23 protein-coding genes, 1 tRNA gene and 1 pseudogene are annotated in these 25919 nt (G+C 70.9%); 13 read left to right on the top strand and 12 right to left on the bottom strand.

Annotated elements, in window-relative coordinates; genetic code table 11:
- Window positions 1–76: 76 nt before the first annotated feature.
- Complete coding sequence (locus LPA41_RS16810; protein WP_229071328.1) at window positions 77–508, bottom strand: hypothetical protein; 432 nt, start codon at window positions 506–508, stop codon at window positions 77–79.
- Window positions 501–866: a hypothetical protein gene (locus tag LPA41_RS16805; RefSeq protein WP_229071327.1), complete on the bottom strand. Its 366-nt coding sequence runs from the start codon at window positions 864–866 to the stop codon at window positions 501–503. The genes LPA41_RS16810 and LPA41_RS16805 overlap by 8 nt, the downstream gene beginning before the upstream one ends.
- Before the next feature lie 80 nt (window positions 867–946).
- Between LPA41_RS16805 and LPA41_RS16800 the strand changes: the two genes are divergently transcribed.
- A complete protein-coding gene (locus tag LPA41_RS16800) occupies window positions 947–1846 on the top strand; it encodes a Gfo/Idh/MocA family protein (protein ID WP_229071326.1) in 900 nt (299 codons plus the stop codon).
- A gap of 20 nt (window positions 1847–1866) precedes the next feature.
- On the opposite strand, the gene LPA41_RS16795 is transcribed toward LPA41_RS16800, so the two are convergent.
- A complete protein-coding gene (locus tag LPA41_RS16795; RefSeq protein ID WP_229071583.1) occupies window positions 1867–2052 on the bottom strand; it encodes a hypothetical protein in 186 nt (61 codons plus the stop codon).
- Window positions 2053–2412: 360 nt separating this feature from the next.
- On the opposite strand from LPA41_RS16795, the gene LPA41_RS16790 reads away from it, so the two are divergent.
- Entirely contained in the window at window positions 2413–2748 is a 336-nt protein-coding gene (locus tag LPA41_RS16790; protein WP_229071325.1) for a hypothetical protein, read from the top strand.
- 63 nt (window positions 2749–2811) lie between these two features.
- Here the strand turns inward: LPA41_RS16790 and LPA41_RS16785 are convergent, their stop codons facing one another.
- Window positions 2812–3813, bottom strand: coding sequence for an AraC family transcriptional regulator (locus tag LPA41_RS16785; RefSeq protein WP_229071324.1), 1002 nt, complete (start codon window positions 3811–3813; stop codon window positions 2812–2814).
- Window positions 3814–4104: 291 nt separating this feature from the next.
- Here LPA41_RS16785 and LPA41_RS16780 point away from each other — a divergent pair, with 291 nt between their 5' ends.
- Complete coding sequence (locus LPA41_RS16780) at window positions 4105–4461, top strand: STAS domain-containing protein (RefSeq protein ID WP_229071323.1); 357 nt, start codon at window positions 4105–4107, stop codon at window positions 4459–4461.
- 95 nt (window positions 4462–4556) lie between these two features.
- On the top strand, window positions 4557–4892 hold the full coding sequence (locus tag LPA41_RS16775) for a YnfA family protein (protein WP_229071322.1): 336 nt from the start codon (window positions 4557–4559) through the stop codon (window positions 4890–4892).
- A 17-nt stretch (window positions 4893–4909) separates the two neighbouring features.
- Here the strand turns inward: LPA41_RS16775 and LPA41_RS16770 are convergent, their stop codons facing one another.
- From LPA41_RS16770 to LPA41_RS16760, 3 genes are read right to left on the bottom strand one after another with little or no spacing between them, the layout of a single operon-like run.
- Window positions 4910–6487, bottom strand: a complete 1578-nt coding sequence (locus LPA41_RS16770) for an MDR family MFS transporter (protein WP_229071321.1) — start codon at window positions 6485–6487, stop codon at window positions 4910–4912.
- Window positions 6484–7137, bottom strand: coding sequence for a TetR/AcrR family transcriptional regulator (locus LPA41_RS16765; protein WP_229071320.1), 654 nt, complete (start codon window positions 7135–7137; stop codon window positions 6484–6486). Before LPA41_RS16765 ends, LPA41_RS16770 begins: the two co-directional genes overlap by 4 nt.
- 40 nt (window positions 7138–7177) lie before the next feature.
- Window positions 7178–7621: a hypothetical protein gene (locus tag LPA41_RS16760; protein WP_229071319.1), complete on the bottom strand. Its 444-nt coding sequence runs from the start codon at window positions 7619–7621 to the stop codon at window positions 7178–7180.
- A 234-nt stretch (window positions 7622–7855) separates the two neighbouring features.
- Here LPA41_RS16760 and LPA41_RS16755 point away from each other — a divergent pair, with 234 nt between their 5' ends.
- Window positions 7856–9493 (top strand): serine/threonine-protein kinase, encoded by a 1638-nt coding sequence (locus LPA41_RS16755; protein WP_229071318.1) that lies wholly within the window; start codon window positions 7856–7858, stop codon window positions 9491–9493.
- Between the two features lie 81 nt (window positions 9494–9574).
- The gene (locus LPA41_RS16750; RefSeq protein WP_229071317.1) at window positions 9575–11542 is read left to right on the top strand and encodes a capsular polysaccharide synthesis protein; all 1968 of its coding nucleotides are present in this window, start codon (window positions 9575–9577) and stop codon (window positions 11540–11542) included.
- Between the two features lie 29 nt (window positions 11543–11571).
- Here LPA41_RS16750 and LPA41_RS16745 read toward each other — a convergent pair.
- The 4 genes and pseudogenes from LPA41_RS16745 to LPA41_RS16730 form a co-directional block, all read right to left on the bottom strand.
- Window positions 11572–11838: pseudogene (locus LPA41_RS16745) on the bottom strand (LLM class flavin-dependent oxidoreductase); the annotation flags it as partial.
- 557 nt (window positions 11839–12395) lie between these two features.
- Window positions 12396–12467, bottom strand: a tRNA-Arg gene (locus LPA41_RS16740).
- Window positions 12468–12533: 66 nt separating this feature from the next.
- Complete coding sequence (locus tag LPA41_RS16735; RefSeq protein ID WP_229071316.1) at window positions 12534–13199, bottom strand: DUF305 domain-containing protein; 666 nt, start codon at window positions 13197–13199, stop codon at window positions 12534–12536.
- The gene (locus tag LPA41_RS16730) at window positions 13199–13996 is read right to left on the bottom strand and encodes a DUF3105 domain-containing protein (RefSeq protein ID WP_229071315.1); all 798 of its coding nucleotides are present in this window, start codon (window positions 13994–13996) and stop codon (window positions 13199–13201) included. Before LPA41_RS16730 ends, LPA41_RS16735 begins: the two co-directional genes overlap by 1 nt.
- 86 nt (window positions 13997–14082) lie before the next feature.
- Between LPA41_RS16730 and argS the strand changes: the two genes are divergently transcribed.
- From argS to thrC, 4 genes are all read left to right on the top strand, one after another.
- Window positions 14083–15747: an arginine--tRNA ligase gene (gene argS, locus LPA41_RS16725; protein ID WP_229071314.1), complete on the top strand. Its 1665-nt coding sequence runs from the start codon at window positions 14083–14085 to the stop codon at window positions 15745–15747.
- A gap of 2 nt (window positions 15748–15749) precedes the next feature.
- Window positions 15750–17135 (top strand): diaminopimelate decarboxylase, encoded by a 1386-nt coding sequence (gene lysA, locus LPA41_RS16720; protein WP_229071313.1) that lies wholly within the window; start codon window positions 15750–15752, stop codon window positions 17133–17135.
- Complete coding sequence (locus LPA41_RS16715; RefSeq protein WP_229071312.1) at window positions 17132–18448, top strand: homoserine dehydrogenase; 1317 nt, start codon at window positions 17132–17134, stop codon at window positions 18446–18448. The genes lysA and LPA41_RS16715 overlap by 4 nt, the downstream gene beginning before the upstream one ends.
- Before the next feature lie 112 nt (window positions 18449–18560).
- Window positions 18561–19610 carry a threonine synthase gene (thrC, locus tag LPA41_RS16710; protein ID WP_229071311.1) on the top strand — a complete coding sequence of 350 codons (1050 nt, stop codon included), beginning with the start codon at window positions 18561–18563 and terminating at the stop codon, window positions 19608–19610.
- A gap of 70 nt (window positions 19611–19680) precedes the next feature.
- On the opposite strand, the gene LPA41_RS16705 is transcribed toward thrC, so the two are convergent.
- Window positions 19681–20118 (bottom strand): MarR family transcriptional regulator, encoded by a 438-nt coding sequence (locus LPA41_RS16705; protein ID WP_229071310.1) that lies wholly within the window; start codon window positions 20116–20118, stop codon window positions 19681–19683.
- Window positions 20119–20292: 174 nt separating this feature from the next.
- Here LPA41_RS16705 and LPA41_RS16700 point away from each other — a divergent pair, with 174 nt between their 5' ends.
- The 3 genes from LPA41_RS16700 (at window position 20293) to thrB (ending at window position 25864) form a co-directional block, all read left to right on the top strand.
- A complete protein-coding gene (locus LPA41_RS16700; RefSeq protein ID WP_229071309.1) occupies window positions 20293–23553 on the top strand; it encodes an efflux RND transporter permease subunit in 3261 nt (1086 codons plus the stop codon).
- Between the two features lie 109 nt (window positions 23554–23662).
- Window positions 23663–24898 (top strand): MFS transporter, encoded by a 1236-nt coding sequence (locus LPA41_RS16695; protein WP_229071308.1) that lies wholly within the window; start codon window positions 23663–23665, stop codon window positions 24896–24898.
- A gap of 21 nt (window positions 24899–24919) precedes the next feature.
- Entirely contained in the window at window positions 24920–25864 is a 945-nt protein-coding gene (thrB, locus tag LPA41_RS16690; RefSeq protein ID WP_229071307.1) for a homoserine kinase, read from the top strand.
- The last annotated feature ends 55 nt before the right edge of the window (window positions 25865–25919 follow it).

The raw sequence follows: 25919 nt of genomic DNA, 5'->3' as shown, positions 1-25919 counted from the left end.
GCCGGCGCGGCCCGTACGTGGCTTTCGATCGCGGCCCGTGCGTGGCTTTCGGTTGCGGCTCCTGCGTGGCTTTCGGTCAGGGGCGGTGGCGCCAGATCCACCAGAGGCCGACGAACGGCAGGACCAGGGGGACATACCCGTACCCGCTGCCGAAGTGTGACCACACGGTGTCGTCCGGGAAGGCCACCGCGTCGACGATGCTGAGCGTGCCGACGATCAGCACGCCGGCCAGCTCGACGCTGCAACTCACCAGGGCGATCAGGCGGCCCCACGGACCGCCCCAGGCCAGGCCGGCGGTGGCGGCGATGTAGACCAGGCCGGCCACCGCGGAGAGCAGGTAGGCGAGCGGCGCCTCGGCGAAGTGCGTGCTGATCTGGACCAGGGCGCGGGCGCTCGCCGAGAGCGCGAAGATGCCGTAGACCAGCAGCAGGACGCGACCGATCCCACTGCCCAGGGCGGCGTCGTGCGGGCGCGCGGGGGTCGTCCGCGCGGTGTTCTCCTCAGGCAACGGGCACCGACGCGATCTGCTGCAACCGCAGCACGAGAACGGGCAGGACGACGGCGCCGATGCCGAGGATCAGGTTGCCCCAGCGGGTCGGCTCCATCCGGGCCAGGATCAGCGCGGCCGGGGCGAACCCGGCCGTCGTGATCAGATAGCCCACGAAGGTGGTGGTGTCCGCCGGGCGGCTTCCGTCGAAGAGACCGGCCACGGCAACCACGACGAGTACCGTGACCAGCACGCCGAGACCCACGGTGGCGAGCAGATCGGTGCGGCTGGGGGCGCGGTCGAGCGCGGTGCGCGCGAAATACCACACCGCCAGGACCAGGGCGACGACGATCGTCGCCACCGACAGAGGACCGTTCACCCGGCACAGGTTACTGATGTGCTGACGGGCTGGTAACTTCCGCCTGGCGGAGATCACAGCGACGACCCTGGGAGCATCGGGTGCGGTTCGGATTGTTGGGTACGGGTCCGTGGGCGCACCAGGCGCACGCACCGGGGCTGGCCGCCCACCCGGAGGTCGAGTTCACCGGGGTGTGGGGTCGCGATCCGGGCAAGGCCGACGAGCTCGCCGGCAAGTTCGGCACCCGGGCCTACGCCGACGTGGACGCCCTGCTCGCCGACGTGGACGCGGTGGCGATCGCCCTGCCGCCGGACGTGCAGGCGGAGATGGCCTTGCGTGCCGCGCGGGCCGGCAAGCACCTGCTGCTGGACAAGCCGGTCGCGTTGCTTCCCGAGCAGGCGCGGGCCGTCGCGGACGCCTGCGCGGCGGGTGATCTGGCGTCGGTGGTCTTCTTCACCCGGCGCTTCAGCCCGGAGCTGTCGGCGTTCATCGCGGAGACCGCGGCGGTCGGCGGCTGGACCGAGGCACGCGTCGACCACCTGGGTTCGATCTTCGAGTCGGGCAGCGTGTTCGGTGCCTCGCCGTGGCGCCGGGAACGCGGTGGCCTCTGGGACGTCGGCCCGCACGCCCTCGCCCTGGTGCTGCCGGTGCTCGGCCCGGTCACCGACGTGGCCGCGATGGCCGGTGCCCGTGACCTGATCCATCTGGTGCTGCGGCACGAGGGCGGCGCGACCTCCCGGCTCACGCTGGCCGTGGACGCGCCGGCCGCCTCGGCCCGCGAGGAGGCCGTCTTCGCCGGTGAGGCCGGCCTGCGCACCGTCCCGCGGGTGCAGTGGAAACCGGACGCGGCCCTTGGCCGCGCCGTCGACGAGTTGCTGGCGGCGGCCGCCGGCGGCACCCCTTCGGCCTGTGACGCGCGCTTCGGCGCCGGCGTCACCGCGGTGCTCGCCGCCGCCGAGCGCGCCGTCCGCGACGGGGTGACGGTCCACCTGACCGCCTGAGAGCCGCCGCCGGCCGGTTCTTACGGGACCGTGCGCTCGATGGCGGCCGCGCCGTCGCGTTCCAGCTCGGCCTTCGCGCGCGCGATGTTCTCCGGTGTCGGATCCTTGCCCTGCGCGACGGCCAGGTCCTCGGGTTCCCAGGGCTGTTCCGCGCCGGTCCGGATCAGCGGCTCACCGGGCGTTTCGGAAGGTTCGCTCTGGTGCATCGTTACCCCCTGCATGACGAGCGGGAATGTGAACTTCCGCCGGGCCGGGTACCCGTTTCCTGATCGTCCACGCCGGGTGATCTCCTGGGTGCCCGAACTGAGCGCTAACTGGACAGAACCTGCGCGTTACGGATGGACGCTCAGTAGTGAGCCGAATACATTTTCGGCTTGTCACGCTTATCGGGCTCGACATCCGGCGACCACCACGGGGTCTGCCGGCGCGCCGGCCCGGCGGGCGTGCGGGGGTGAGGGGAACGCATTGCATGACCGACTGGGCAGAGGCGGAGCAGGCATCGGGAAGCGGGCCGACATGACCCGCAGGCGGCCGGGCGGACATCGGCGTGCCGTGCGGGTGCTGCGATGACGGGCCGGTGGGACGCCGAGCGGGACGCCTCCGACGCCGCGCAGGCCCTGGCCGGCATCGTGGCCCTGTTGCGGCGGGCGGCGAGCGGCGACGCCGAGCAGCGCCGGCTGCTGAACCTGGCCCAGAACGGTGCGGCGGCCGCCGGGCGGGTCGAGGCCTACCTGCGGCAGCAGCGTGCGCCGTCGGACGGCGAGATGGCCGCCGTGCCCGGTCGGCTGGCGCCCTGGCGGGACTGGGTGCCGTCCCGGGGGCATATCTTCGGCGGGACCACGGCACCCAGCCGGGTGAACGGTGTGCCGGCGCCGCGGCGGTGCGGCGACCCGGGGGAGTGACAGCCGGGTGAACGGTGTGCCGGCACCGCGGCGGTGCGGCGACCCCCGGGGGATGACAGCCGATCAGGTGATCCGGCCGGGCTGACGCAGGGTCTCGGACGGCGACTCGCCGAATCTCTCCCGGTACGCCGAGGCGAATCGGCCCAGGTGGGCGAAACCCCAGCGATGGGCCACGGCGGCGACCGTGATCCGGGCCGGATCGCCGTCGAGCAGCGCCTCCCGCGCCCGGGTCAGCCGGATCTGCTGGAGGTACGCCATCGGGGCGCACCCGACGTGCCGGCGGAAACCCTCCTGCAGCGAGCGCACGCTCAACCCGGCGATCGCGGCCAGGTCGGCCACCGTGAACGCCCGCTCGGGCTCCTCGTGAACGGCTTCGACGGCACGTGCGACGGCTCGTGGCGGCCCGCTCGCGGCCGGGGCGACCAGTTCGTCGCGGTAGCGGTGCGGAACGCTGAGCAGCAGGCCGCTGAGCACGCTGCTGCACAGTTGCTCGGCGATCAGTGGCTGGTGGATCAGGCTGAACTCGTGCTCCAGTTCGCCGTGCAGCAGCCGGATCAGCCGGCTCCAGCTCTGCGCCGGACCGCCGCTGAGGTCGAAGACGGGCGGCAGATCGATCGGTCCCTCGACCGGGTGGCCGAGGAGGGCGGCCAGTTCCGCCTCCAGCGCCCACGGCTCGATCCGCACGTCGAGCTCCGCGGACTTCGCCTCGTGCCGCAGGTCGACCGGGTCGCCGGGCCGGAACGCGAGCGCCGTGGACGGGTTCGCGGTGAACTCCTGGCCGTCCCGCCGGGCCCGGACGCGCCCCGCCGTGGGCAGGGTCACGTGGTAACCGCCGGCGGACGGGGAAGTCAGGCTGGCGGATCCTTCGAAGGTCAGATGACCCACCGTGAGCGGTCCGAGCCGGATCATCTCCAGGTCCATGGTGAGTTCCGCCTCGTCCGGCGTACCGAGCGACATGGGGTGGTAAAAACGATTCAGGATGTCCCGGGCCCGTGTGACGTCGACACTGTCGAAGTAGACGGCGCCCGTCGCCGAGGCGGCGGTGCGAGGCGGGGCGTCAACCATGCCGTAAGTGATCATGCCGTCCGGAGCTCCACCGCATACGCTGAGTATTCGGTCAGAGGCCGTCGGGAGTCAACGTGGTCGCCACGCAGTGACCGTTACCGCACATTCCGGCCATATGAACTACTCTGGCGTTCCGCGCCTACGTGGCGTAACTTGCAGACCAGCGGATTGTTGTTGGAACGCGGGCCAGGTCGGCGTCCCCAGCGAACGCGCGACCAACTCTTCGGTCAACACACCGAGTCCCGCGGAAGTCGGCGTCGGCTCCGGCTCGACGCCAGGAAGAGGGCAGCTGTGTATCTGCCGATCACGACCCGCCAGCTGGCCGACGGGACCGTCGAGATCGCACCTAGCGGCGAGATCGACCTGGACAACGCGCATGTGATGCGCGACGCGGTCAACGACGTGCTGACCAGCATGACCCCCAGCAAGATCTGTCTGGATCTGCAGCGGGTGATGCTCATCGACAGCATCGGGATCGGCATCCTGGTCGCCTGCTTCCACACCGCCGCGGCCAGCGGCATCAAGCTGGTGGTGAGCCACCCGAGCGCCACGGTGTACCGGCAGCTCTGGGTCTCCGGCCTCGTCGGGCTCCTCGGCTGCGCCGAACCGCCGTCGCCGCGCTCCCAGGTCGGCCTGCGCCCGTCCTGACCGCCGCCGGCGGCCCGCGCCGCGCCGGCCGCCATCGGTAGAACGGTCCGGCCCGCGCCCGTCCGGACCGTCATCACCTGCGAGACTGCACCGTCATGACGGTGCTGCGCTCGATCCTGCTCTTCCTGCTCGCCGCACTCGCCGAGATCGGCGGAGCCTGGCTGGTGTGGCAGGGCATCCGGGAGAACCGCGGCCTGCTCTTCGTCGGCGCGGGGGTGGTCGCGCTCGGTGCGTACGGTTTCGTCGCCACCCTGCAGCCCGACCCCAACTTCGGCCGGATCCTGGCCGCCTACGGCGGTGTCTTCGTGGCAGGTTCACTCATCTGGGGCATGGTCGTCGACCGATTTCGACCGGACCGGTTCGACGTGATCGGCGCGGCCCTCTGCCTGGCCGGCGTGGCGGTCATCATGTACGCGCCACGCGGAGCCTGACAGAGGGCCGCCGGCCGTCAGTGCAGGGCGGCGGCCCCGGCCGCCTCCTCCTGCCGGCGACGCTCGTCACCGGAGAGGGTGGAGAGCGGCTTCTCCTTGATGAAGACCACCGCGATGATCGCCAGGAACGCGATCGGCGCACCGACCAGGAACAGCTCGGACGTGGCCTCGCCGTAGATGTCCTGCACCACGGTGAGCGCCTCCGGCGGCAGCGTCGACAGGTCCGGCACCTGGGCCGAGCCGCCGTCGCCGGCCGCGCCGAACCGCTCGGTGAAGAGTGAGGTCACCTGGTGGGTCAGTACCGCGCCGAGCGCGCTCACGCCGATCGAACCGCCCATGCTGCGGAAGAAGGTCAGCGCCGAGGTGGTGGCGCCGAGCTCGGCCGCCGGTACGTCGTTCTGCGCGGCCAGCACCAGGTTCTGCATGAGCAGGCCGACGCCGATGCCGAGCACCGCCATGTAGACCGAGAGCAGCAGCACACTGGTGTCCGCCCCGATGGTGCTGAGCAGCAGCATGCCGACGGTCATCACGATCGAGCCGGCCACCAGGTAGCCCTTCCACCGGCCGTACTTGGTGATCAGCTGACCGGCCACCGTCGACGAGATCAGCAGGCCGAACACCATCGGCAGGCCCATCAGGCCGGCGACGGTCGGTGACTTGCCCAGCGAGATCTGGAAGTACTGGGAGAGGAAGACGGTGCCGCCGAACATCGCGACGCCGACCAGGACGCTGGCGACGATGGACAGGGTGACCGTCCGGTGCCGGAAGATCCCCAGCGGGATGATCGGTTCCTTGGCCTTGGACTCGACCAGGACCGCCAGGGCCAGCAGCACGAGACCGCCGGCGACCAGGGCGGCGGTCTGCCAGGACGCCCAGTCGAAGTGCTCGCCGGCCAGCGTCGACCAGATCAGCAGGGTGCTGACGCCACCGGTGATGAGCAGCGCGCCGAGCCAGTCGATGCTGGTCTCCTTGCGGTGCACGGCGGGCAGGTGCAGCGTCTTCTGGAGCAGCGCGATCGCGATGAGCGAGAACGGCACGCCGATCAGGAAGCACCAGCGCCAGCCGAGCCAGGAGGTGTCCACCAGGACGCCGCCGATCAGCGGGCCGGCGATGGTGCCGACGCCGAACACGGCGCCGAAGATGCCCGAGTAACGGCCCAGTTCCCGAGGCGGGATCATCGCGGCCATCACGATCAGCGAGAGCGCGGTCATGCCGCCCGCGCCGACGCCCTGCACGATCCGGCTGACCAGCAGGATCTCCACGTTCGGGGTGAGGCCGGCGACCAGCGAGCCGAGCACGAAGAGGCCGAGCGAGAGCTGGATCAGCAGCTTCTTGCTGTAGAGGTCGGCCATCTTGCCCCAGAGCGGGACGGTGGCCGTCATGGCGAGGAGCTCGGCGGTGACGATCCAGGTGTAGACGGACTGGCTGCCGTTCAGATCGGCGATGATCCGGGGCAGGGCGTTGGCCACCACGGTGGAGGCCAGAATGCTGACGAACATGCCGATCAGCAAGCCGGAGAGGGCCTGGAGGACCTCGCGGCGCGACATCTGACCGGAGGACTCGGTGACCTCGTCGGTGGGTTGGGTGGTGGTCATACGTTCCTTCTCGAATCGGTGGTGACCAGGCCGGCGGCAAGGATGCCGAAGGCTTCGCGTACGTGGTCGGTGAGGGGGCGTCCGTCGGTGCCGGACCGGCCGTCGGCGTCCTCGGCGGCCCAGCGGAAGACGGCCACCCGCACGGCGGCGTTCGTGACCGCGGCCGCGACAGCCGGGAACGGGTGGTCGGCGGGCAGGCCGGCGCGCTCGGCAACAGCGGCGGTGAACTGCTGCTCGGCGGCGGCGGCCGCGGCGATCAGCAACGGCAGCAGCTGCGGGTTGTTCTCGATCACCCGCATCCGCAGCAGCCACTGCTCGCGGTTGTCGTGGATCTGCTCGAACACCGGGTCCAGCGCGTCCAGCAGGGCCTCCAGCAGCGGCTTGTCCGGCGCTGTGCCGAGCAGCAGCTCGCGCAGGTCACAGCCCTCCAAGGGGTCGCCGACGAGGGCGTCCTCCTTGGTGGCGAAGTAGTTGAAGAACGTCCGCGGCGAGACCCCGGCCGCAGTGGCGATCTCGTCGACCGTGACCCGGTCGGCACCGCGCTCGTCGGTCAGGCGCAGCGCGGCCGTGATCAGGTCGAGGCGGGTCTGCCGGCGCTTGGCCTCGCGGCGGCCGGTCGGGTGGTCGGCAGGGTGATCGGCGGGGAGCACCCGACGAGGCTACCGAGAAAATTGCAGTTGCTGCAAAGTTTTACTCGCCCTGTTGAGTGCGCTGGATCTCACCCAGGGCGGCGGTCAGCCACGGCTCCACCGGACGGCCGGCGAGCAGGTCGTCGATCAGGGCGATCGCGTGCCGGGCCAGCACATCCGGCTTCGGGGCCGGCGCGCCGTCCTCGTCGAGCACGCCGAGAGCGCCGGCGAGCAGCCACAGCACCACCTGCGGATCGGCCGCCGGCCAGGAGCGCACGCAGGAGGCCAGTGCGGTACGCACGTCGTCGGCGGCGAGCCCGTCCGGGTGCCCGTCCTCCAGGAGCAGGCGCACCACCGTGCCGAGGATCAGCCCGGTCTGCGCCGGGTCCAGCGCGGCCAGGTCGCCGCCCGGCTCGTCGCCCGCCCGCACCGCGGCCACCGCCACCGCCGTGGCCGCGGCGATCGGCCGCGCCGGTGGCGGCAGCTGACGCCAGGTGTTGTTCATGCGGCGACTCTACGGCGGGGCGGTGGGTGGGAAGGCGTGCGGTTCCCGGCGGACGGCCGGTGGGAGGCGTGCGGTTCGCCGCGGTGTGCCGTCACCCCGGCGGGTGAATGCGCCGGCACCGTTCGCCGGGTCCTGAACAATGACAAGAGCGCACGCGGCCGGAAATGAAAAGTGAATCGCGTTCGAGGTTTTCTGGATGTGCTATTTCCCGCGCCTTTCGGCACACTGCGTCGGGTGGAGGAGGACCAGAAACTCGGCGGCCGGTACCGCTTGCTGAACGAACTCGGCCGTGGCGGGATGGCAGTGGTCTGGCGGGCGCTGGACGAGGTGCTCGGCCGTCCGGTCGCGGTGAAGGTGCTGGCCGGTCGATATGCGGGCGAGGAACGGTTCCGGTCCCAGATCCTGCACGAGGCCCGGGCCGCGGCGACCCTTTCGCACCCGAACATCGCGCAGATCTACGACTTCGGCGAATCCGAGGAGAACGGCCGCCCGGTCCCGTACGTGGTCATGGAATTGATCAATGGGCCGACGTTGCAGCAACGGGTGGCGCGCGGGCCGGTCCCGCCGCGTACCGTTTTCCGGATCTGCGGGGAAATCGCTGCGGCGCTGGCGGTGGCACACGAGGACGGCCTCGTGCACCGCGACATCAAACTCGCCAACGTCATGGTCACCCCCACCGGTGCCAAGGTCGTGGACTTCGGCATCGCCGCGGTCGCCGGACCGGCCTCGCCCGAGGACGCCCTGCTCGGCACCCCCGCCTACCTCGCTCCGGAGCGTCTCACCGGCGGCGCCATCGAGCCCGCCTCCGACATGTACGCGCTCGGCGTGCTGCTCTACCGCCTGCTCGCCGGCATGGCGCCGTGGAGCGTGGAGACCACCACGCAGATGCTGAGCGCGCACGTCTACCTGGAGCCGGCGCCGCTGCCCGCCCTGCCCGGCGTGCCGGACGTGATCGCCGACCTGGTCGACCGCTGCCTGGCGAAGAACCCCGCCGACCGCCCGGACGCGGCCGAGGCGTCCGCGGTGCTGGGTGACGCCGCCGAAGCGTCCGCGGTGCTGGGGGACGCGGCGGAGGCGGCCGCGCAACCGGCCGTGGACGACGCCGAGCACACGCCGGCGCCGGCGGCCGTGGTGGCGATCGCGGAGGCCGGCACCACGCTGCTCCGGGAGGCCACCGTCCCGGTGACAGGTTCGCGTGCCACGGCCGGGCCGGTTGCCTCGGTGCGGGCGGGACGCGGTGGTGCGGTCGGTGATGGGGCGAAACCCGTACCCCCGTGGTGGAAGCGCCGGAAAGTCCTGACCGGCATCGGGGCCGCGGCCTTGCTCGTCGCCCTGCCCGCGCTCTGGCCGGAATCCGGCGGCGAACCGGAGGCGCGACCCGGCGCGGTCGTGCCGCCCGTCGCCGCGTCCCCCGGGGTCAGGTCCGCCGCGCCCGGCGACAAGGCCGGCACCCGTTCGGTGGTGCCCGCCGCCCGGTCCGGCCGGGCGGCAGAGCCGAGTGGATCACTGGAGCCGGCCGCTCCCGACCCGTTCCCCTCACTCTCCGTGCCGTCACCTTCCGGCGCGTCCGGATCGGCACCGGAACCGGCGCCGACGTCGCCGAGCCCGGGAGCGAGCCCGTCCCCGTCGCCCGAACCGCCACCGCTGGAGGGCACGCGCCTGGCGTCGCGGGGCGGCGCGGTGCTCGCCAGGTGCGTCGAGGACGGCGCCGAGTTGGTCGCCTGGGAGCCCGAGCCGGGCTTCGTCGTGGAGCGCGTCGATCCCGGCCCGGCCCTGACCACGTCCGTGGTCTTCACCGGCGATCGGGCCCGGCACCGGATGACGATCACCTGCTTCGCGGGCCGTCCGTCCGCCGTGGTGCTTCCTCTGTGAGGACATGTCTATTCCTCGCCGTCACGCAGCGTGGAGGGTGTGGCTAAACTGCACCGGCAACGTCGGGCGAAAGGGACATCGATGACGGCGACTGCGAACACCCTCCGAAGCAGGCTGGCCCGGGTCCGGGCCGCGGCTCGCCGCCGGTTGCGTCCCACCCCGCCGCCCCCACCGCCGGTCGCCCCCGAAGTGATCAACCTGGTGCCCGACCCCGGTTTCCGGGGCGCGCCGGACCGGCCGTTCGAAGCCGGTGGCGTCTACGTCCACTCCCACAACTCGTGCGAGTTCACCGAGGTCCCGGGTCTGCCCGGGGTGCGCGGCGCGCGCGTCGAAGGGGTCGGCGGCAACAACGACACGCACATCGCACCGGGCGGCCGCAACGCCCCCGGCCAGTTCCGTCTCGGCATGCGCGCGGGCGGCACCTACACGGCGAGCGTCTCGGTCTACCTGGACGAGCCGCTCACCGGCACGCTCAACGCCGCGGCGCTGCGCCTCATCCCCGGCTGCATCGTCGACGAGGCGGTGAAGTGGACGCTCGCCCAGTCCGCAGCCGCGCCCAACGAGCACGGCCACCACCGGATCAGTGTGACGTTCACCATTCCGGCGTCCGCGAAGGGCGCCTGGATCCGCCTGCACAGCGGCATGTCCGCGGGCAACGGCACCGTCTACTGGTACGACTACACGCTCACCGAGACCGGGGTTCCGGTCGACCACTTCGACGGGTCCACTCCGGACGACACGTTCCACACCCACGCCTGGACCGGTGAACCGGACGCCTCGCCGGCCCGCCGCACCCTGCGGATCGCCGAGGGTGCCACGCCGGCCGAGATCGCCGCGGCAGCGGTCCGGCTGGCCCGCGCCGGGCTCGAGGAGGAAGCCGCCTACCTGCGCCGGCACCTGCCCGGGGACCGGCTGACCACGGCACGCATCGCGCTGGCCCGGGGCGACCGGGAGGCGGCGGCCAAGGCGCTGCGCAAAATGGTCAAGGCCGGCGACCCGGACGGCGAAGCGTCGTACGAGCTGGGCCGCCTCGCCCTCGCCGAACACAAGTGGGCGGCCGCCGAGAAACTGCTGCGCACCGCGGTGAACGCCAAACCGGAGGCGTACGAGCGGGGTTACGCGCTCGCCTTCGCCTACGACAAGCTGAAGCGGCGTGAGGACAGCAAGCGGACGTCGCGGGCGGCCCTGGTGCACGACACCAAGCTGCCGTTCGACGGCCCGGCCGTGCTCGACCTCGACGTCAAGTCCTACGGCGCCCGCCGCGAACTGGGCGTCTTCGTCGCCGAGCACCTGGGTCAGATCCGCACCCAGGCCGAGCAGCGCCTGGCCCGGCCGGTGACGAGCACCTTCGACCAGCCGATCTTCGTCTACTGGGCGCAGGGTTTCGAGGCGGCGCCGCCGGTGGTGCGGGCCTGCCTGGCCGCGCTGAAGGAGAACAACCCCGGCAACCGGGTGCACGAGCTGACCGACGCCAACATCAGCGCCTATGTGGACGTGCCCGGCGGTCTGATGGAGGCGCTGGACGGCAACCGCACCCACTTCTCCGACCTGCTCCGGTTGCTGCTGCTGGAGAAGTTCGGCGGGATCTGGGTGGACGGCACCTGCCTGGTCTCCGAGCCGCTGCGCCCGCACATCACCAGGGCGCTGGAGCGCAGCAGCGTGTTCGCGTTCAACTACACCGGGCCGTACATCTCCAGCTGGTTCCTTGCCGCGCGACCGGGCAGCTACGTGATCCACCTGTGGCGGGCCGCCTGCTTCCTCTGGTGGGAGAAGCGCGGCGAGCTGATCGACTACTTCCTGATGCACCACGTCTTCGAGATGCTTTACCACCTCGACGACCGGTTCCGTGCCGAGTGGGACGCCGGGTTGCGACTGAACTCGAAACCGCCGCACGCCCTGCAGACGGTGATGCTGGAGTCGTACGACCCGGACATGTACCAGACCGTGATGGAGGGCTCGTTCGCGCACAAGCTGCGCTACAAGTACCAGCCGCACGAGCTGCGCAGCGAGTCCTACCTGGCCCGCATCCTCCGCGGCGACCTGCCGTGACGGCCGTTCGCTGACGGGCCGACCGTTCGCTGACGGGCGGGTCCGTTCGCTCCGTGCTTCGCGCAGGCCTCGCGGACCCGGCCCCGGAGGTCGGCGCTCTGCGCGAGCGGGGTGAACGGCAGGTTGAACTAGCCGGGCGACGCGGGCAGCCAGCTCGGGCGTGCGCCGGCAGCCACGGCCACCGACGATCACCGGTGGGCCGGGTTCCTGCACCGGTTCGGGCAGGGCGGGGGCGTCCTGGAGGCGGAAGTGCCGGCCGGCGTACGAATACCGCTCGCCAGCGGCGTCGACCACAGTCAAGGAAGGCGGCGGTCCTGGAGTGCGGCCGCCGGTGAGTGCGGCGCGCGGCGGAGCTGGCTCCATGGGCTTGGAACCCCATCGCCGCCCATCCGACACCGCCCGCATCAACCCCACGTCCCGCTTCCCGCCCCGATGACGCCAGACACGCCATCCCCGGCGAGATATCGATCTGCCAGCGCTACAACATCGCGATGATCATGGGGCTTAAACCGCAATTTCGTAGCGCTAGCAGATCAACACCGCCCAGGACGCGAAGGTTTAGGCGCCTGGCGTGCGGCTTCCGGAGCGGTGACACACGGCCAGCGCGAACGCCAGCAGAACAATCCCGGCAGAGGCGGTCCTCACGGTAGGCCCGAACAACCGCAACAGACCCACCACCCCGCACCCGAACATGCTTCCGGGGCGCCAAGCCCCAGGGAAACCCCACCACAGGGCAGCAACCGACGCAAGAAGCGCCCCCACCGCACCGCGGGGTCTGGGGGCTCGGCCCCCAGAAAGCAAGACGAGCGACCCAGGTCCGCGCTTTTCAGCGGACATAGATCGCTCGAGCTCGTGCCCCCGGCAGGATTCGAACCTGCGCTTTCGCCTCCGGAGGGCGACGCTCTATCCCCTGAGCTACGGGGGCCCAGTGGTTCAGAACTCTAGCAGGCCCCCCGGAGCCATCGCCAACCGGTTCCGGCGGTGTCGCGTCTCAGGGGGTCTGGATGCGCTTGAGCAGGGAATCGATGAGCTGGATCTCGCCTTGCTGGGCGGCGACCATGCTCTGGGCGAGCCAGGTGACGTCGGTGTTGTCGGAGAGCTTCAGGGCTTCCTGGGCCATGTGCACGCCGCCGACGTGGTGGGCGCGCATCAGGGTGAGGAATTGGACGTCGAGGTCTTTGCCGGTGGCTTCGCGCAGGGTGGCCATCTGGTCGGGAGTGGCCATGCCGGGCATCAGGCCGTTGACGATGGCGCCTTCGGAGCCGGGGATCCAGGCCATCGGTTCGGTGGTGCCGGTGGGGGACAGGTGCCAGTCGCGCAGCCAGGACTGCATGTAGCCGACCTGGCCCTGCTGGGTGGTGGCGATGTCGCTGGAGAGGGTGACGATGGCGGGGTCGTCGGAGCCGGTGTGGGCGATCATCGCCATTTCGACGGCCTGGGCGTGGTGGGTGGACATGTCCCGCAGGAAGCCGGCTTCCACCGAGTCGTCGCCGGGGGTGCGCAGCCCGGGGATCACCAGGCCGGCGCCGAGGCCGAGCAGCAGGCCGACGACGAGCACCGCGACGGCGGTGTAGCCGAATCGCCGGCTCGGGGTGCCCCCCGCCCCGGGCGTGTCCGTGGACGCGCCCGAGGGGGAGGACGAGACTTCCGAGATCATCAGGAAGTGGCCGCCGGGGCGGCGGGGACCGGGTCGCTGGTGGTGTTGCCGCTGGAGCAGGTGGCGCCGGGCTCGACGGAGGCCTTCACGCGGGTGGCTCGGATGAATTCGTCGATGCGGCTGTCGTCGGCGCTGTCGACCTTGAGCTGGTAGCCCCAGGCCTGGACGGAGACGTTCTTGTCGAGGTTGGCGACCGGGGACATGAAGGTGAACTCCTTGCCCTGGACCTTCTCCTGCAGCTTCTCCACCTGGTCGGCGGCGAGACCCTGCTTGTAGGTCAGCCAGACGGCACCGTGCTCGAGGCTGTGCACCGCGTGCTCGTTCGCGATGGGCTCGGTGTAGACGTCGCCCATGCAGTTCTGCCACGCCGGGTTGTGCGCGCCACCGACGGGCGGGTTCGTCACGTAGGTCTGCGGGCCCTCTTTGTGGGTCCGGTCGTCGATCTGCGGGTTCTTCTGCGCGCGGTAGTCGACGACGCCCTCGATGGCCTGGGCCTGCTCCTCCCACGGCTTGCTGCCCTGGACGGAGGCGAACACGCCGTAGCCGATGATGCCGGCGGCGATCAGCACGACCGCGCCGGCGACCAGGATCGGCCCCCAGTTCCGCCCGCCGGCGACCTTGACCGGGGTGACTGGCTTGCGGCCCTTGCCGCCGCCCTTGCCGCCCTTACCGCCGGGACGGTTGGCGCCGGGACGGTTGGCGGCGGGCTTGCCGGTCGGGGGCTTGCCCTGGCCGGTCGTCTTGCCGACCTTGACGGTGGACGGGACCCGTTCGGGCCCCGGCGTGCTCATGCTCATCGCGCCTCGTCGATTCGATAAAGATTGGAAGGGCGGGGCTCGGGTGGCCGCCGAACGCCGAAGTCTACCCCCGATAGCATGGCCCAGTGACTCCCGCCAACCTTGCTGACACCGTTCTCTCAGCTGCTCGTGCCGTATTCGAGACGCGTGGTCTGGACGCCTCCGCGCTGCCCGCCAGCACGGCGGTGGAGCGGCCGCGCAACCCTGAGCACGGCGACTATGCCTCGACCATCGCCCTGCAGGTCGGCAAGAAGGCCGGGGTGGCGCCGCGCGAGCTGGCTGCCGCCCTCGCCGAGGAACTGGGGCGACGTCCCGGCATCAAGTCGGTGGAGATCGCCGGCCCGGGCTTCCTGAACATCCGGCTGGACGCGGCGGCGACCGGGGGGCTGGCCCGCGACATCGTGCTCGCCGGCTCAGCCTACGGCCGGACCGAGCGGTTCGCCGGTGAGCGCATCAACCTGGAGTTCGTCTCGGCGAACCCGACCGGTCCGGTGCACATCGGCGGGGTCCGCTGGGCGGCCGTCGGTGACGCGCTCTCCCGTCTGCTGCGCACCGCGGGCGCGGAGGTCGGCACGGAGTACTACTTCAACGACGCGGGCTCCCAGATCGACCGGTTCGCCCGGTCCCTGCTCGCCGCGGCGAAGGGCGAGCCGGCACCGGAGGACGGGTACGGCGGCGCCTACATCGCGGAGATCGCGGCCGAGGTGGTCAAGGGCGCGCCGGACGTGCTGTCGCAGTCCGACGAGGCGGCGCAGGAGACGTTCCGGCAGGTCGGCGTGGAGCTGATGTTCGCCGAGATCAAGGCGTCGCTGGCCGACTTCGGGGTGCACTTCGACACCTACTTCAACGAGAAGGACCTGCACGACCGCGGCGAGCTTCAGGAGGCGCTGGACCGGCTGCGCGAGCAGGGGCACATCTTCGAGTCCGAGGGTGCGACCTGGCTGCGTACCACCGAGTTCGGTGACGACAAGGACCGGGTGCTGCGCAAGTCCGACGGCGACTGGACGTACTTCGCCGCCGACTGCGCCTACTACCTGGACAAGCGCAAGCGCGGCTTCGACCGGGTCGTGATCATGCTAGGCGCCGACCACCACGGCTACATCGGCCGGATGAAGGCGATGTCGGCGTGCTTCGGCGACGACCCTGACAAGAACCTGGAAATCCTGATCGGCCAGCTGGTCAACCTGGTCCGTGACGGTGAGCCGGTGCGGATGAGCAAGCGGGCCGGCACGGTGGTCACGCTGGAGGACTTCGTCGAGGCGCTCGGCGTGGACGCCACCCGGTACGCCCTGGCCCGCTACTCCAGCGACTCCCCGATCGACATCGACATCGACCTGTGGACGAAGGCCGGCAACGAGAACCCGGTGTACTACGTGCAGTACGTGGCGGCCCGCACCGCCAGCGTCGCCCGCAACGCCGCGGACCTCGGTCTGACCCGGGGTGACGCGGCCGATTTCAAGCCGGACCTGCTCACCCACGAGAAGGAGAACGCCCTTCTCAAGAGCCTGAACGAGTACCCGGACGTGATCGCCCGCTCGGCCGAGCTCCGGGAGCCGCACCACGTCGCCCGCTACCTGGAGAAGGTCTCCGGCGACTACCACCGGTTCTACGGGGAGTGCCGGGTCACCCCGCTCGGGGACGAGAAGATCACCGATCTGCACCGCGCCCGGCTCTGGCTCAACGACGCCACCCGTACGGTTATCGCGAACGGGTTGTCCCTCCTCGGCGTCTCGGCCCCGGAGAGGATGTAGGCATGCGCGCACACGAGGCCGGTGCCCTGCACGGTGACATCGGCAGCCGCGGGCCGGCCTGGCTGCGTACGCCGGAGGACGTCAACGCCCTGGTGCCGCAGCTGTGGCCGCGGACCGTGGTGCGTGCCGAGGGCGGCGCGCTGGAGATCGGCAAGGTGAGTGTCGCCGACCTCGCCTCCGACTACGGCACCCCTGCCTACCTGCTCGACGAGGACGACCTGCGGGCCCGTTGCCGCGACTTCAAGGCCGCGTTCACCGGTGCCGACGTCTTCTACGCGGGCAAGTCCTTCCTCTGCAAGGCGGTCGTCCGGATCATCGAGGAGGAGGGGCTCTTCCTCGACGTCTGCTCCGGTGGTGAGCTGGCGGTGGCACTCGCGGCCGGCTTCCCGCCCGAGCGGATCGGGTTCCACGGCAACAACAAGTCGGTGTCCGAGCTGCGGCGCGCACTCGACGCCGGGGTGGGCCGGATCATCGTGGACTCGTTCGACGAGATCGCCCGCCTCACCGAGCTGGCCCGCCAGGCCGGCAAGCGTCCGGGGGTGCTGATCCGCGTGACGGTGGGCGTCGAGGCGCACACCCACGAGTTCATCGCGACCGCGCACGAGGACCAGAAGTTCGGCTTCTCGCTGGCCGGCGGCGCGGCGTTCGCGGCGGCCGCCCAGATCCTCGACGAGGACGTGCTCGACCTGCGCGGCCTGCACTCGCACATCGGCTCGCAGATCTTCGACACCAGCGGCTTCGAGGTGTCCGCCCGGCGGATCCTGGAGTTGCAGGCGCAGATCCGGGACGCCCGCGGCGTCGAGCTGCCGGAGCTGGACCTGGGCGGTGGCTTCGGTATCGCGTACACCACCCAGGACCACCCCTCGACGCCCGGTGACCTGGCCAAGCGGATCAACAAGATCGTCGAGTCGGAGTGCGAGCTGGCGTCGCTGCGCGTACCGCATCTGTCGATCGAGCCGGGGCGGGCCATCGTCGGCCCGGCCGTGCTGACCCTCTACGAGGTGGGCACGGTCAAGGACGTGGACGGCATCCGCACCTATGTGAGCGTCGACGGCGGGATGAGCGACAACATCCGGACCGCTCTGTACGACGCCTCGTACTCGGCGACCCTGGCGAACCGGCGCAGCGCGGCGGAACCGATGCTCGCCCGCGTTGTGGGAAAACATTGTGAGTCCGGGGACATCGTCGTGAAGGATGAATTCCTGCCCGCCGACGTGCAGCCCGGAGATCTTGTCGCGGTGCCCGGGACCGGCGCCTATTGCCGGAGCATGGCCAGCAACTACAACCACGTTCCTCGGCCGCCCGTGGTGGCGGTGCGCGACGGCGCCGCCCGCGTCATCGTGCGGCGCGAGACCGAGGACGACCTGCTTGCATTGGATGTTGGATGAGCCCAGCAGCTGAGCTGTCTGAAAAAGCACCGGTCCGTCTCGCCCTGCTCGGCTGCGGCACCGTCGGTACCGAGGTGGTCCGGCTGCTGCACGAGCAGGCCGAGGACCTGACCGCCCGGATCGGTGCCCCGCTGGAGCTGGTGGGCATCGCGGTGCGCCGGCCCGGCCGCGAGCGCGGTGACCTGCCGGTCGACCCGGCGCTGCTCACCACCGACGCGCTGGGGCTGATCAAGCGGGACGACGTCGACGTGGTGATCGAGGTCGTGGGCGGCATCGAGCCGGCGCGGACCTGGCTGGTCGAAGCCTTGCGTGCGGGCAAGAGCGTGGTCACGGCGAACAAGGCCCTGCTCGCCGAGGACGGCGGCGCCCTGCACGAGGCGGCCGCCGAGGGCGGCGCCGACCTGTACTACGAGGCGTCGGTCGCGGGCGCGATCCCGCTGCTGCGTCCGCTGCGGGAGTCGCTGCACGGCGACCGGGTCACCGCGGTCACCGGCATCGTGAACGGCACGACCAACTTCATCCTCTCCTCGATGGCGGCCACCGGCGCCGGCTTCAGCGAGGCGCTCGAGGAGGCCACCGAGCTGGGGTACGCGGAGGCCGACCCGACCGCCGACGTCGAGGGCTTCGACGCGGCAGCCAAGGCGGCCATCCTCGCGTCGCTCGCCTTCCACACCCGGGTCACCGCGGCGGACGTGTTCCGCGAGGGCATGACCTCGGTGACCGCGGGCGACATGGCCAGCGCCAAGGAGATGGGCTGCACGATCAAGCTGCTCTGTATCGCGCAGCGGGGGGACGACTCGGTCTCCGTACGCGTGCATCCCGCGATGATCCCGCTGACCCACCCGCTGGCCGGGGTCGGTGACGCGTTCAACGCCGTCTTCGTGGAGACCGAGGCGGCCGGTCCGCTGATGTTCTACGGCCGCGGTGCCGGTGGCCGGCCCACCGCGAGCGCGGTGCTCGGTGACATCGTGGCGGCCGCCCGTAACAAGATCAGCGGCACCCGGGCCCCCGGCGAGAGCAACTACGCGCGGCTCGCGGTCCGGCCGATCGGCGAGTCGATGACGCGCTACCACATCAGCCTCGACGTGGCCGAGCGGCCGGGTGTCCTGGCGGCGGTGGCCGGCGTCTTCGCCCAGCACGAGGTCTCCATCGCCACGGTCCGGCAGTCCGGTCGTGAGGATGACGCGAAATTGGTCATCGTCACGCACAGTGCCCCCGACGCTGCCCTGGCGGCTACCGTCGAGGCACTGTCGCGGCTGGACAGCGTCCGCTCGATCGCGAGCGTGCTCCGGGTCGAAGGCGGCGCGGGCTGACGCGTCACGTCCTGCATAGTGGGCAATCGGTCCTGAAGATCGGATGCCTGCGGCACTCTGTTGCGCGATCGTCCCTGCTGGCGATCGTTCCGGCTCGAGTTAGGAGTAGGCCATGTGGCGGGGCTTGATCGAGGCGTACCGGGACCGGCTGCCGGTCACCGACGCCACCCCGGTGGTCTCGTTGCACGAGGGGAACACCCCGCTGGTGCCCGCGCCGGTGCTGTCGCAGCGGGTCGGTGCGGACGTCTACCTCAAGGTGGAGGGCGCCAACCCGACCGGTTCGTTCAAGGACCGCGGCATGACCATGGCCGTCTCCAAGGCGGTCGAGGAGGGCGCCAAGGCGATCATCTGCGCCTCCACCGGCAACACCAGCGCATCGGCCGCCGCCTACGCCGCCCGCGCCGGCATCACCTGCGCCGTCCTGGTGCCCCAGGGCAAGATCGCGCTGGGCAAGCTGGCGCAGGCCCTGGTGCACGGCGCCCACCTGCTCCAGGTCGACGGCAACTTCGACGACTGCCTGGCGCTGGCCTCCAAGCTCTCCCAGGACTACCCGGTCTCCCTGGTCAACTCGGTGAACATCTTCCGCCTGCACGGGCAGAAGACCGCCGCCTTCGAGATCGTCGAAGCCCTCGGTGACGCCCCCGACATCCACTGCCTGCCGGTCGGCAACGCCGGCAACATCTCCGCCTACTGGATGGGGTACCAGGAGGACCACGAGGCCGGGAACTCGACGAGGCTCCCGAAGATGTTCGGCTTCCAGGCCTCCGGCGCCGCACCCATCGTCAACGGCAAGGTCGTCGAGCAGCCGTCCACCATCGCCACCGCGATCCGGATCGGTAATCCGGCCAGCTGGACGAAGGCCCTCGACGCCCGCGACGCCTCCGGTGGCCTCATCTCCGCCGTCACCGACCGCGACATCCTCAACGCCTACCGCCTGCTGGCCCGCGAGGTCGGCGTCTTCGTCGAGCTCGGCAGCGCCGCCAGCGTCGCCGGCCTCCTCCAGCAGTCGGCCGCCGGCCTGATCCCTGCGGGCGCGCGCGTCGTCTGCACGGTCACCGGCCACGGCCTCAAGGACCCGGAATGGGCCATCTCCACGGCCCCGTCACCCACGGTGATCGCCAACGACGCGCTCATCGCGGCGAAGGCTCTCGACCTGGCCTGACCCCTTCTTGCGTACGCCTTGACGGCAGCGGCCCCGGAACCACTGGTCCCGGGGTCGCAGCGCGTCCGGATCAGGTGGTGGCGTGCGGGGACTCGGGTTCGGTGGCGGCGGCCGCCGCCTCGCGCAGGAGCAACTCCATCGCCTGGGCGACCACCGACAGCTCGGCGGCTGAGAGGCGGCTGAGGAGCTCGCGTTGCCGGGCGACGCCTGCGGTGATGATGCCCTCGATGACTTCGGTGCCTGCTCTGGTGAGACCGATCCGGCGTACCCGCCGGTCGTTGAGATCCTCTGTGCGTGTCACCAGGTCCTGCACGACCAGGCGGTCGATCATGCCGCTCAGGGCGGCAGCGCCGACGCCCAGCATGCGGGCCAGTTCGCCGCCGGCGACCGTGCCGTGCCGGGCGAGCAGCAGCAGGATCTTCAGCTGCGACATCGTCAGGTGTGTCGCGAACAGCGGATCGGACCGGTCATCGGCAAACACGTGCTGCAACCGGATGTGGGCGCCCATGATGTCTGCGATGAGCTTCTCTTTCTCGCTCAGCGCCTGCTCCTTCGGTGACGTGCTGATGGCCGGCCCGTGTCCATCTGATGACGGACGCTACCAGCGGGCCCCGGTCGAAAACCATTTGTTCGCGTCAGGCAAAATATCAGTATCGACCGAACTTTTCTCGGGGGAGCGCTCATGTCAGCCCTGACACGGCTCAGCCTTGCCAACCGAGGTCTCGTCGCCCTGATCGCTCTGGTGATCAGCGGCTTCGGGATCTATGCGATCCCGTCCCTCAAACAGCAGCTCTTTCCCTCGATCGAGCTGCCCGCCGCGTTCGTCAGCGCGGTGCTGCCCGGCGCCTCCCCGGAGGCCGTCGAGGAGCAGGTGACGAAGCCGATCGAGGACGCCGTGAAGGGCATCGACGGGATCGACAGCGTGACGTCGACCTCGCGGGAGAACGCGTCAAGCGTTGTCGTGCTCTTCGAGTTCGGCACCGACATCGAGTCCGCGGTCAACCAGGTCACCACCTCGGTGAACCGGATCCAGTCGCAGCTGCCGGACGACGTCGACCCGACGGTCTTCGCCGGCGGCACCGACGACATCCCGGCGATCGTGCTGGCCGCCACCGGCGGCAGCGGCGAGAGCGACCTGCTCAGCAAGCTCAACGAGACGGTGGTGCCGGAGCTCAACGGCATCAGCGGCGTCCGCGACGTGCAGGTCACCGGCGCCCGCGCCGAACAGGTCGTGATCACGCCGGACCTGGCGAAGATGGGGGCGGCCGGGGTCAGCCCGCAGTCGCTCACCACGGTGCTGCAGGCCAACGGTGTCTCGATCCCGGCCGGTGCCGTGGTCGAGGGCGACCGCTCGCTGACCGTCCAGGTGGGCACCCCGATCACCACGATCGACCAGCTCAAGGGCGTCTACCTGACCGGTTCCCGTGGCCCGGTGCGGCTCGGTGACGTGGCGGGTGTGGCGAGCAAGCTGCCGGCCGCGGAGTCGTACACCCGGACCGACGGCGTGGACAGCCTCGGCATCGCGGTCACCGCCCGGCCCGACGGCAACCCGGTCTCCATCTCGCACGAGGTCCGCGACATGCTGGCCGGCCTGGAGTCCACCTCCGGCGCGCAGCTCACCGTGATCACCGACCAGGCGCCGTATGTCGAACGGTCCATCCACAGCCTCACCGTGGAGGGTCTGCTCGGTCTCGTGATGGCCGTCGTGGTCATCCTGGTCTTCCTGCTCAGTGTCCGCTCGACGCTCGTCACGGCGGTCTCCATCCCGCTGTCCGTGCTCGTCGCGCTGATCGCCCTCTGGATCGGCGACTACACGCTCAACCTGCTCACCCTCGGCGCGCTGACCATCGCTGTCGGCCGGGTGGTGGACGACTCGATCGTGGTGCTGGAGAACATCAAACGGCATCTCGAGTACGGCGAGGAAAAGGTGCACGCCATCCTCGCGGCGGTGAAGGAGGTGTCCGGCGCCGTCACCGCGTCGACGCTCACCACGGTCGCGGTGTTCGCCCCGATCGCCCTGGTCGGCGGCCTGGTCGGGCAGATCTTCTCGTCCTTCGCGATCACCGTGACGGTGGCTCTGCTGGCATCGCTGTTCGTGGCGCTGACCGTGGTGCCGGTGCTGGCGTACTGGTTCCTCAAGCCGCCGCCGCCCGGCGCCGACACCGAGGCGATCCGCAAGGCCGCCGAGGAGAAGGAGCTGCGCAACCCGCTGCAGCGCGGATATCTCCCGGTGATCCGGTTCGCCACCACCCGGCGCTGGACCACGGTGCTGATCGGTGTGCTGGTGCTGTTCGGCACGCTGGGCCTGGCCACCCGCCTGGAGACGAACTTCCTCGACGACTCCGGCCAGGACAGCATCACGATCTCGCAGGAGATGCCCGCCGGCACCAGCCTGGCGGCCACCGACGAGGCGGCCAAGAAGGTCGAGGCGATCCTCGCCGAGCAGGACGACGTGACGACCTACCAGGTGACCGTCGGCGGCAGCGCGGCCAACCCGTTCGCCGGTGGCGGCGGTGCCGGAGCGGCGACGTTCAGCGTGGCCCTGGCCGAGGACGCCGACGCCGAGAAGATCACCGAGAACCTGCGGACCGAGTTCGACGGCCTGAGTGACGCCGGCGAGATCAAGATCGGTCAGGAGGGCGCCGGTGTGGGCAGCAGCGGCCTCTCCGTCGAGGTGACCGCCGCCGACACGTCGGTCCTGGGCACCGCGACCGACCAGGTGCGCGAGGCGATGGCCGGGATCTCCGGCGTCACCGACGTCGACACCACCCTGAAGACCAGCGTCCCGCGTCTCGACGTGGTCGTGGACCGCGGCGCGGCCGCCCGGGCCGGGCTCACCGAGGCCCAGATCGGCCAGGCCGTGGCCGGTCAGTTCCGGTCCGCCCCGGCCGGTCAGATCTCCGTCGACGGTGCCACCCAGGACGTGGTGATCTCGTTCGGCAGCGCACCGGCGGACCCGGACGCGCTCAAGGCCCTGCCGCTGACCACCAGCAAGGGCGTCGTCCCGCTGGACCAGGTGGCCGACGTCAAGCAGGTCGACGGCCCCGAGCAGATCACCCGGGTCGACGGCAACCGCACCGCGACGGTCACCGGCACGGTCACCGGCTCCAACCTGACCGAGATCAACCAGGACCTCACCAAGAAGCTGGACTCGCTCGACCTGCCGCCCGGCGCCGAGTACACGGTGGGTGGCGTCAGCGCCGACCAGGAGGAGGCGTTCGGGCAGCTGGGCCTCGCCGTCCTGGCCGCCATCGCGATCGTCTTCATCATCATGGTGGCGACGTTCCGGAGCATCCTGCAGCCGATCATCCTGCTGGTCTCGATCCCGTTCGCCGCGACCGGCGCGATCGCCCTGCTGCTGGTCACCGGCACGCCGCTGGGCGTACCGGCTCTGATCGGTGTGCTGATGCTCGTCGGCATCGTGGTCACCAACGCGATCGTGCTGATGGACCTGATCAACCACTACCGGGCGGCCGGCATGGGCGTCCAGGAAGCGGTGCTCGAGGGCGGCCGGCACCGGCTGCGACCGATCCTGATGACCGCGATCGCCACCATCTTCGCGCTCATCCCGATGGCGCTCGGCCTCACCGGCGAGGGCGGCTTCATCTCCCAGCCGCTGGCCATCGTGGTGATCGGCGGTCTGGTCAGCTCGACGCTGCTGACCCTGGTGCTGGTGCCCGCGCTCTACACGCTTGTGGAGAACCGCAAGGAGAAGTCGCGGGCGAAGCGCGCGGCGAAGCGGGCCGCCAAGTCCGGCGGCGACACGCCGAAGCACGCCGCGCCGGAGGGCGACGAGCCGGCGGGCGACGAGCCGGCGGACGACGCGGTGCCGGTCGGCACGGCGGACTCCGGCGGGGGCAAGCACGCGGGTGGTGCGCTGCGCGGATACACCGACCAGTTCGAGGTGCTGAAGATGCCGCGCAAGCCCGGTGAGGCGAAGTAGCGACAGAAGCAGCGACAGAACTACCCGCGGCGGAACCACCGCGGACGTGATGCCCGGTCACCTCGGTGGCCGGGCATCGCCGTCTCTGCCGCACTTGTAGGGTCGGTGAGTGCCAAAAGCCTTCTCGGTCCTTACCCGCAACCGTGATTTCCGGCGGCTCTTCTCGGCCGAGCTCGTGGTCTTCGGTGCGGACTGGTTCGTCATGGTCCCGTTGCTCGTGCTCCTGCCGGAGCTGACCGGCAGCGGGGTCTGGGGCGCGATGGTGCTCGCCGTGGACACCGGGATCAACGCGCTGCTGCTGCCCTGGACCGGCACGATCGCCGACCGGGTGGACCGGCGGAAGATCCTGATCGCGGCCAACTCCGCCTCGTTCGTCGCGGTCCTGCTCCTCTTCGCCGTGCAGTCGGCGGCCACCGCGCCCCTGGCGCTGGTCGCGATCGGCGCCATGGCGGTGGCGAAGTCCTTCTACTCCCCGGCCGCCTCGGCGGCGCTGCCGAACGTCGTGGACCCGGCGGACCTGGCGGCCGCGAACACGGTGGCGGGCTCGGCGTGGGGCACGATGACGGTGGTGGGCGCGTCGCTCGGTGGCGTGGTGAGCACGGTCGCGGGCCCGTACGCCTGCTTCGCCGTGACCGCTGCCCTGCTCCTCACCGGAACCGTGCTGACCAGCCTGATCCGGCGTCCGCTCCAGGCGCCGCGCAGCGGTGGCGAGCCTCCGCAGACGCTGCGCGCCCTGGCCGAGGGGCTGCGCTACATCGGGGCCCGGCCGCGGCTGCGCGCCCTGGTCACCGTCAAGTCGGCGGTCGGGCTGGGCAACGGCGTGCTGACGGTCTTCCCGTTGATCGCGGTGGCGCACGGCGCGGGTGCCCTCGGCGCCGGTCTGCTCTTCGCCATGCGCGGAGCCGGCGCGCTGGTCGGGCCGTTGCTGATGCGCCCGGTGCTGAACCGGCCGGCCCTGCTGCTGCCCGGTCTGGCGCTGTCCATGGGGCTGTACGGCGTCGGTTACCTGGGCGTCGCGTTCAGCCCCTGGTTCCCGCTGGTGGTGGCGATGGTCTTCGTCGCGCACTTCGCCGGCGGCACCAACTGGGTCCTCTCCAACTACGCGCTGCAGGGTGAGGTGCCGGACGCCTTGCGCGGGCGGGTCTTCGCCACCGACATGATGCTCGCCACTCTGGCCATCGCGATCAGCCAGCTCGGGGCCGGCGCGGTGATCGACCACGTCGACCAGAGATGGATCCTGGCCGGGTGCGCCTCGATCACCCTGATGTACGCGGTCGTGTGGCGGATCGCGACCCGCCGCCTCGACATTCGGGAACACCAGGGCGGGACGCTGCCCTCGAAATGATCAAGCCCTAGCATGTGGCGAATGGGCCTGTCCTTCGTCTCCGAGCCGGTCTCCGTCAGCACGCCCGCGACCAGCGCCAACCTCGGTCCCGGCTTCGACGCGCTGGGCCTGGCGCTCACGCTCTACGACGACCTCACCGCCACGGTGACCGATTCCGGATTCACCGTGGAGGTCACCGGCCAGGGCGCGGGGGAGCTGCCTGCCGACGAGACCCACCTTGTCGTACGAGCCATGCTCGCCACCTTCGACGAGCTGGGGCAGCGCCCGCCCGGTCTCGCGGTGCGCTGCGTGAACCGGATCCCGCAGGCGCGCGGGCTGGGCAGTTCCTCGGCGGCCATCGTCGGCGGCGTGCAACTCGCCCGCGGCCTGGTCGAGGGCGGGCTCGAGCTGCTCGACGACGCGGACGCGCTGCGGATCGCCGCGCGGATCGAGGGGCACCCGGACAACGTCGCGCCTTGCCTGCTCGGCGGCTTCACGATCGCCTGGACCGAGGGGACCGGCGCCCGGGCGGTGAGCCTCGCGCCGGCGACGGGTGTCCGGCCGACAGTTTTCATCCCCGACGAGCGTGGGTACACGGCAACCGCCCGTGCCGCGTTGCCGTCCGAGGTGCCGCACGCCGACGGCGCGTTCAACGCCGGCCGGGCCGCGCTGCTGACGCACGCCCTCACGAGGGACCCGGCGCTGCTGTTCCCGGCCACCGAGGACCGGCTGCATCAGGGGTACCGGGGCCCCGCGATGCCGGGCACCGCGTCGCTTGTCGCGGCGCTGCGCTCGGCCGGTGTGGCAGCCGTGGTCAGCGGCGCCGGACCGACGGTGCTGGCGTTGACCGAGGTCCCGGGCGATTTCGAGCCGGGATCGCAGTGGCGCGGCGAAGTGCTGGGCGTGGATGACGCCGGTGCTTGTGTGAAAGGGGGTATGGTGGAACACGCCGAGCGGGGTCCTGTTGCCGCAGGTCGCACGAGTTGACTACGCTCAAGACCTAGCACAGCCGCGAAGCAAGCGATCTCTGCGGTTCGGCGCA

Origin of the sequence: Actinoplanes sp. DH11, from assembly GCF_020873875.1 — a bacterium.
GTDB lineage: Bacteria > Actinomycetota > Actinomycetes > Mycobacteriales > Micromonosporaceae > Actinoplanes.
The sequence above is the reverse complement of the archived record's forward strand: the minus strand, read 5'-3'. Positions and strand labels throughout refer to the sequence as shown.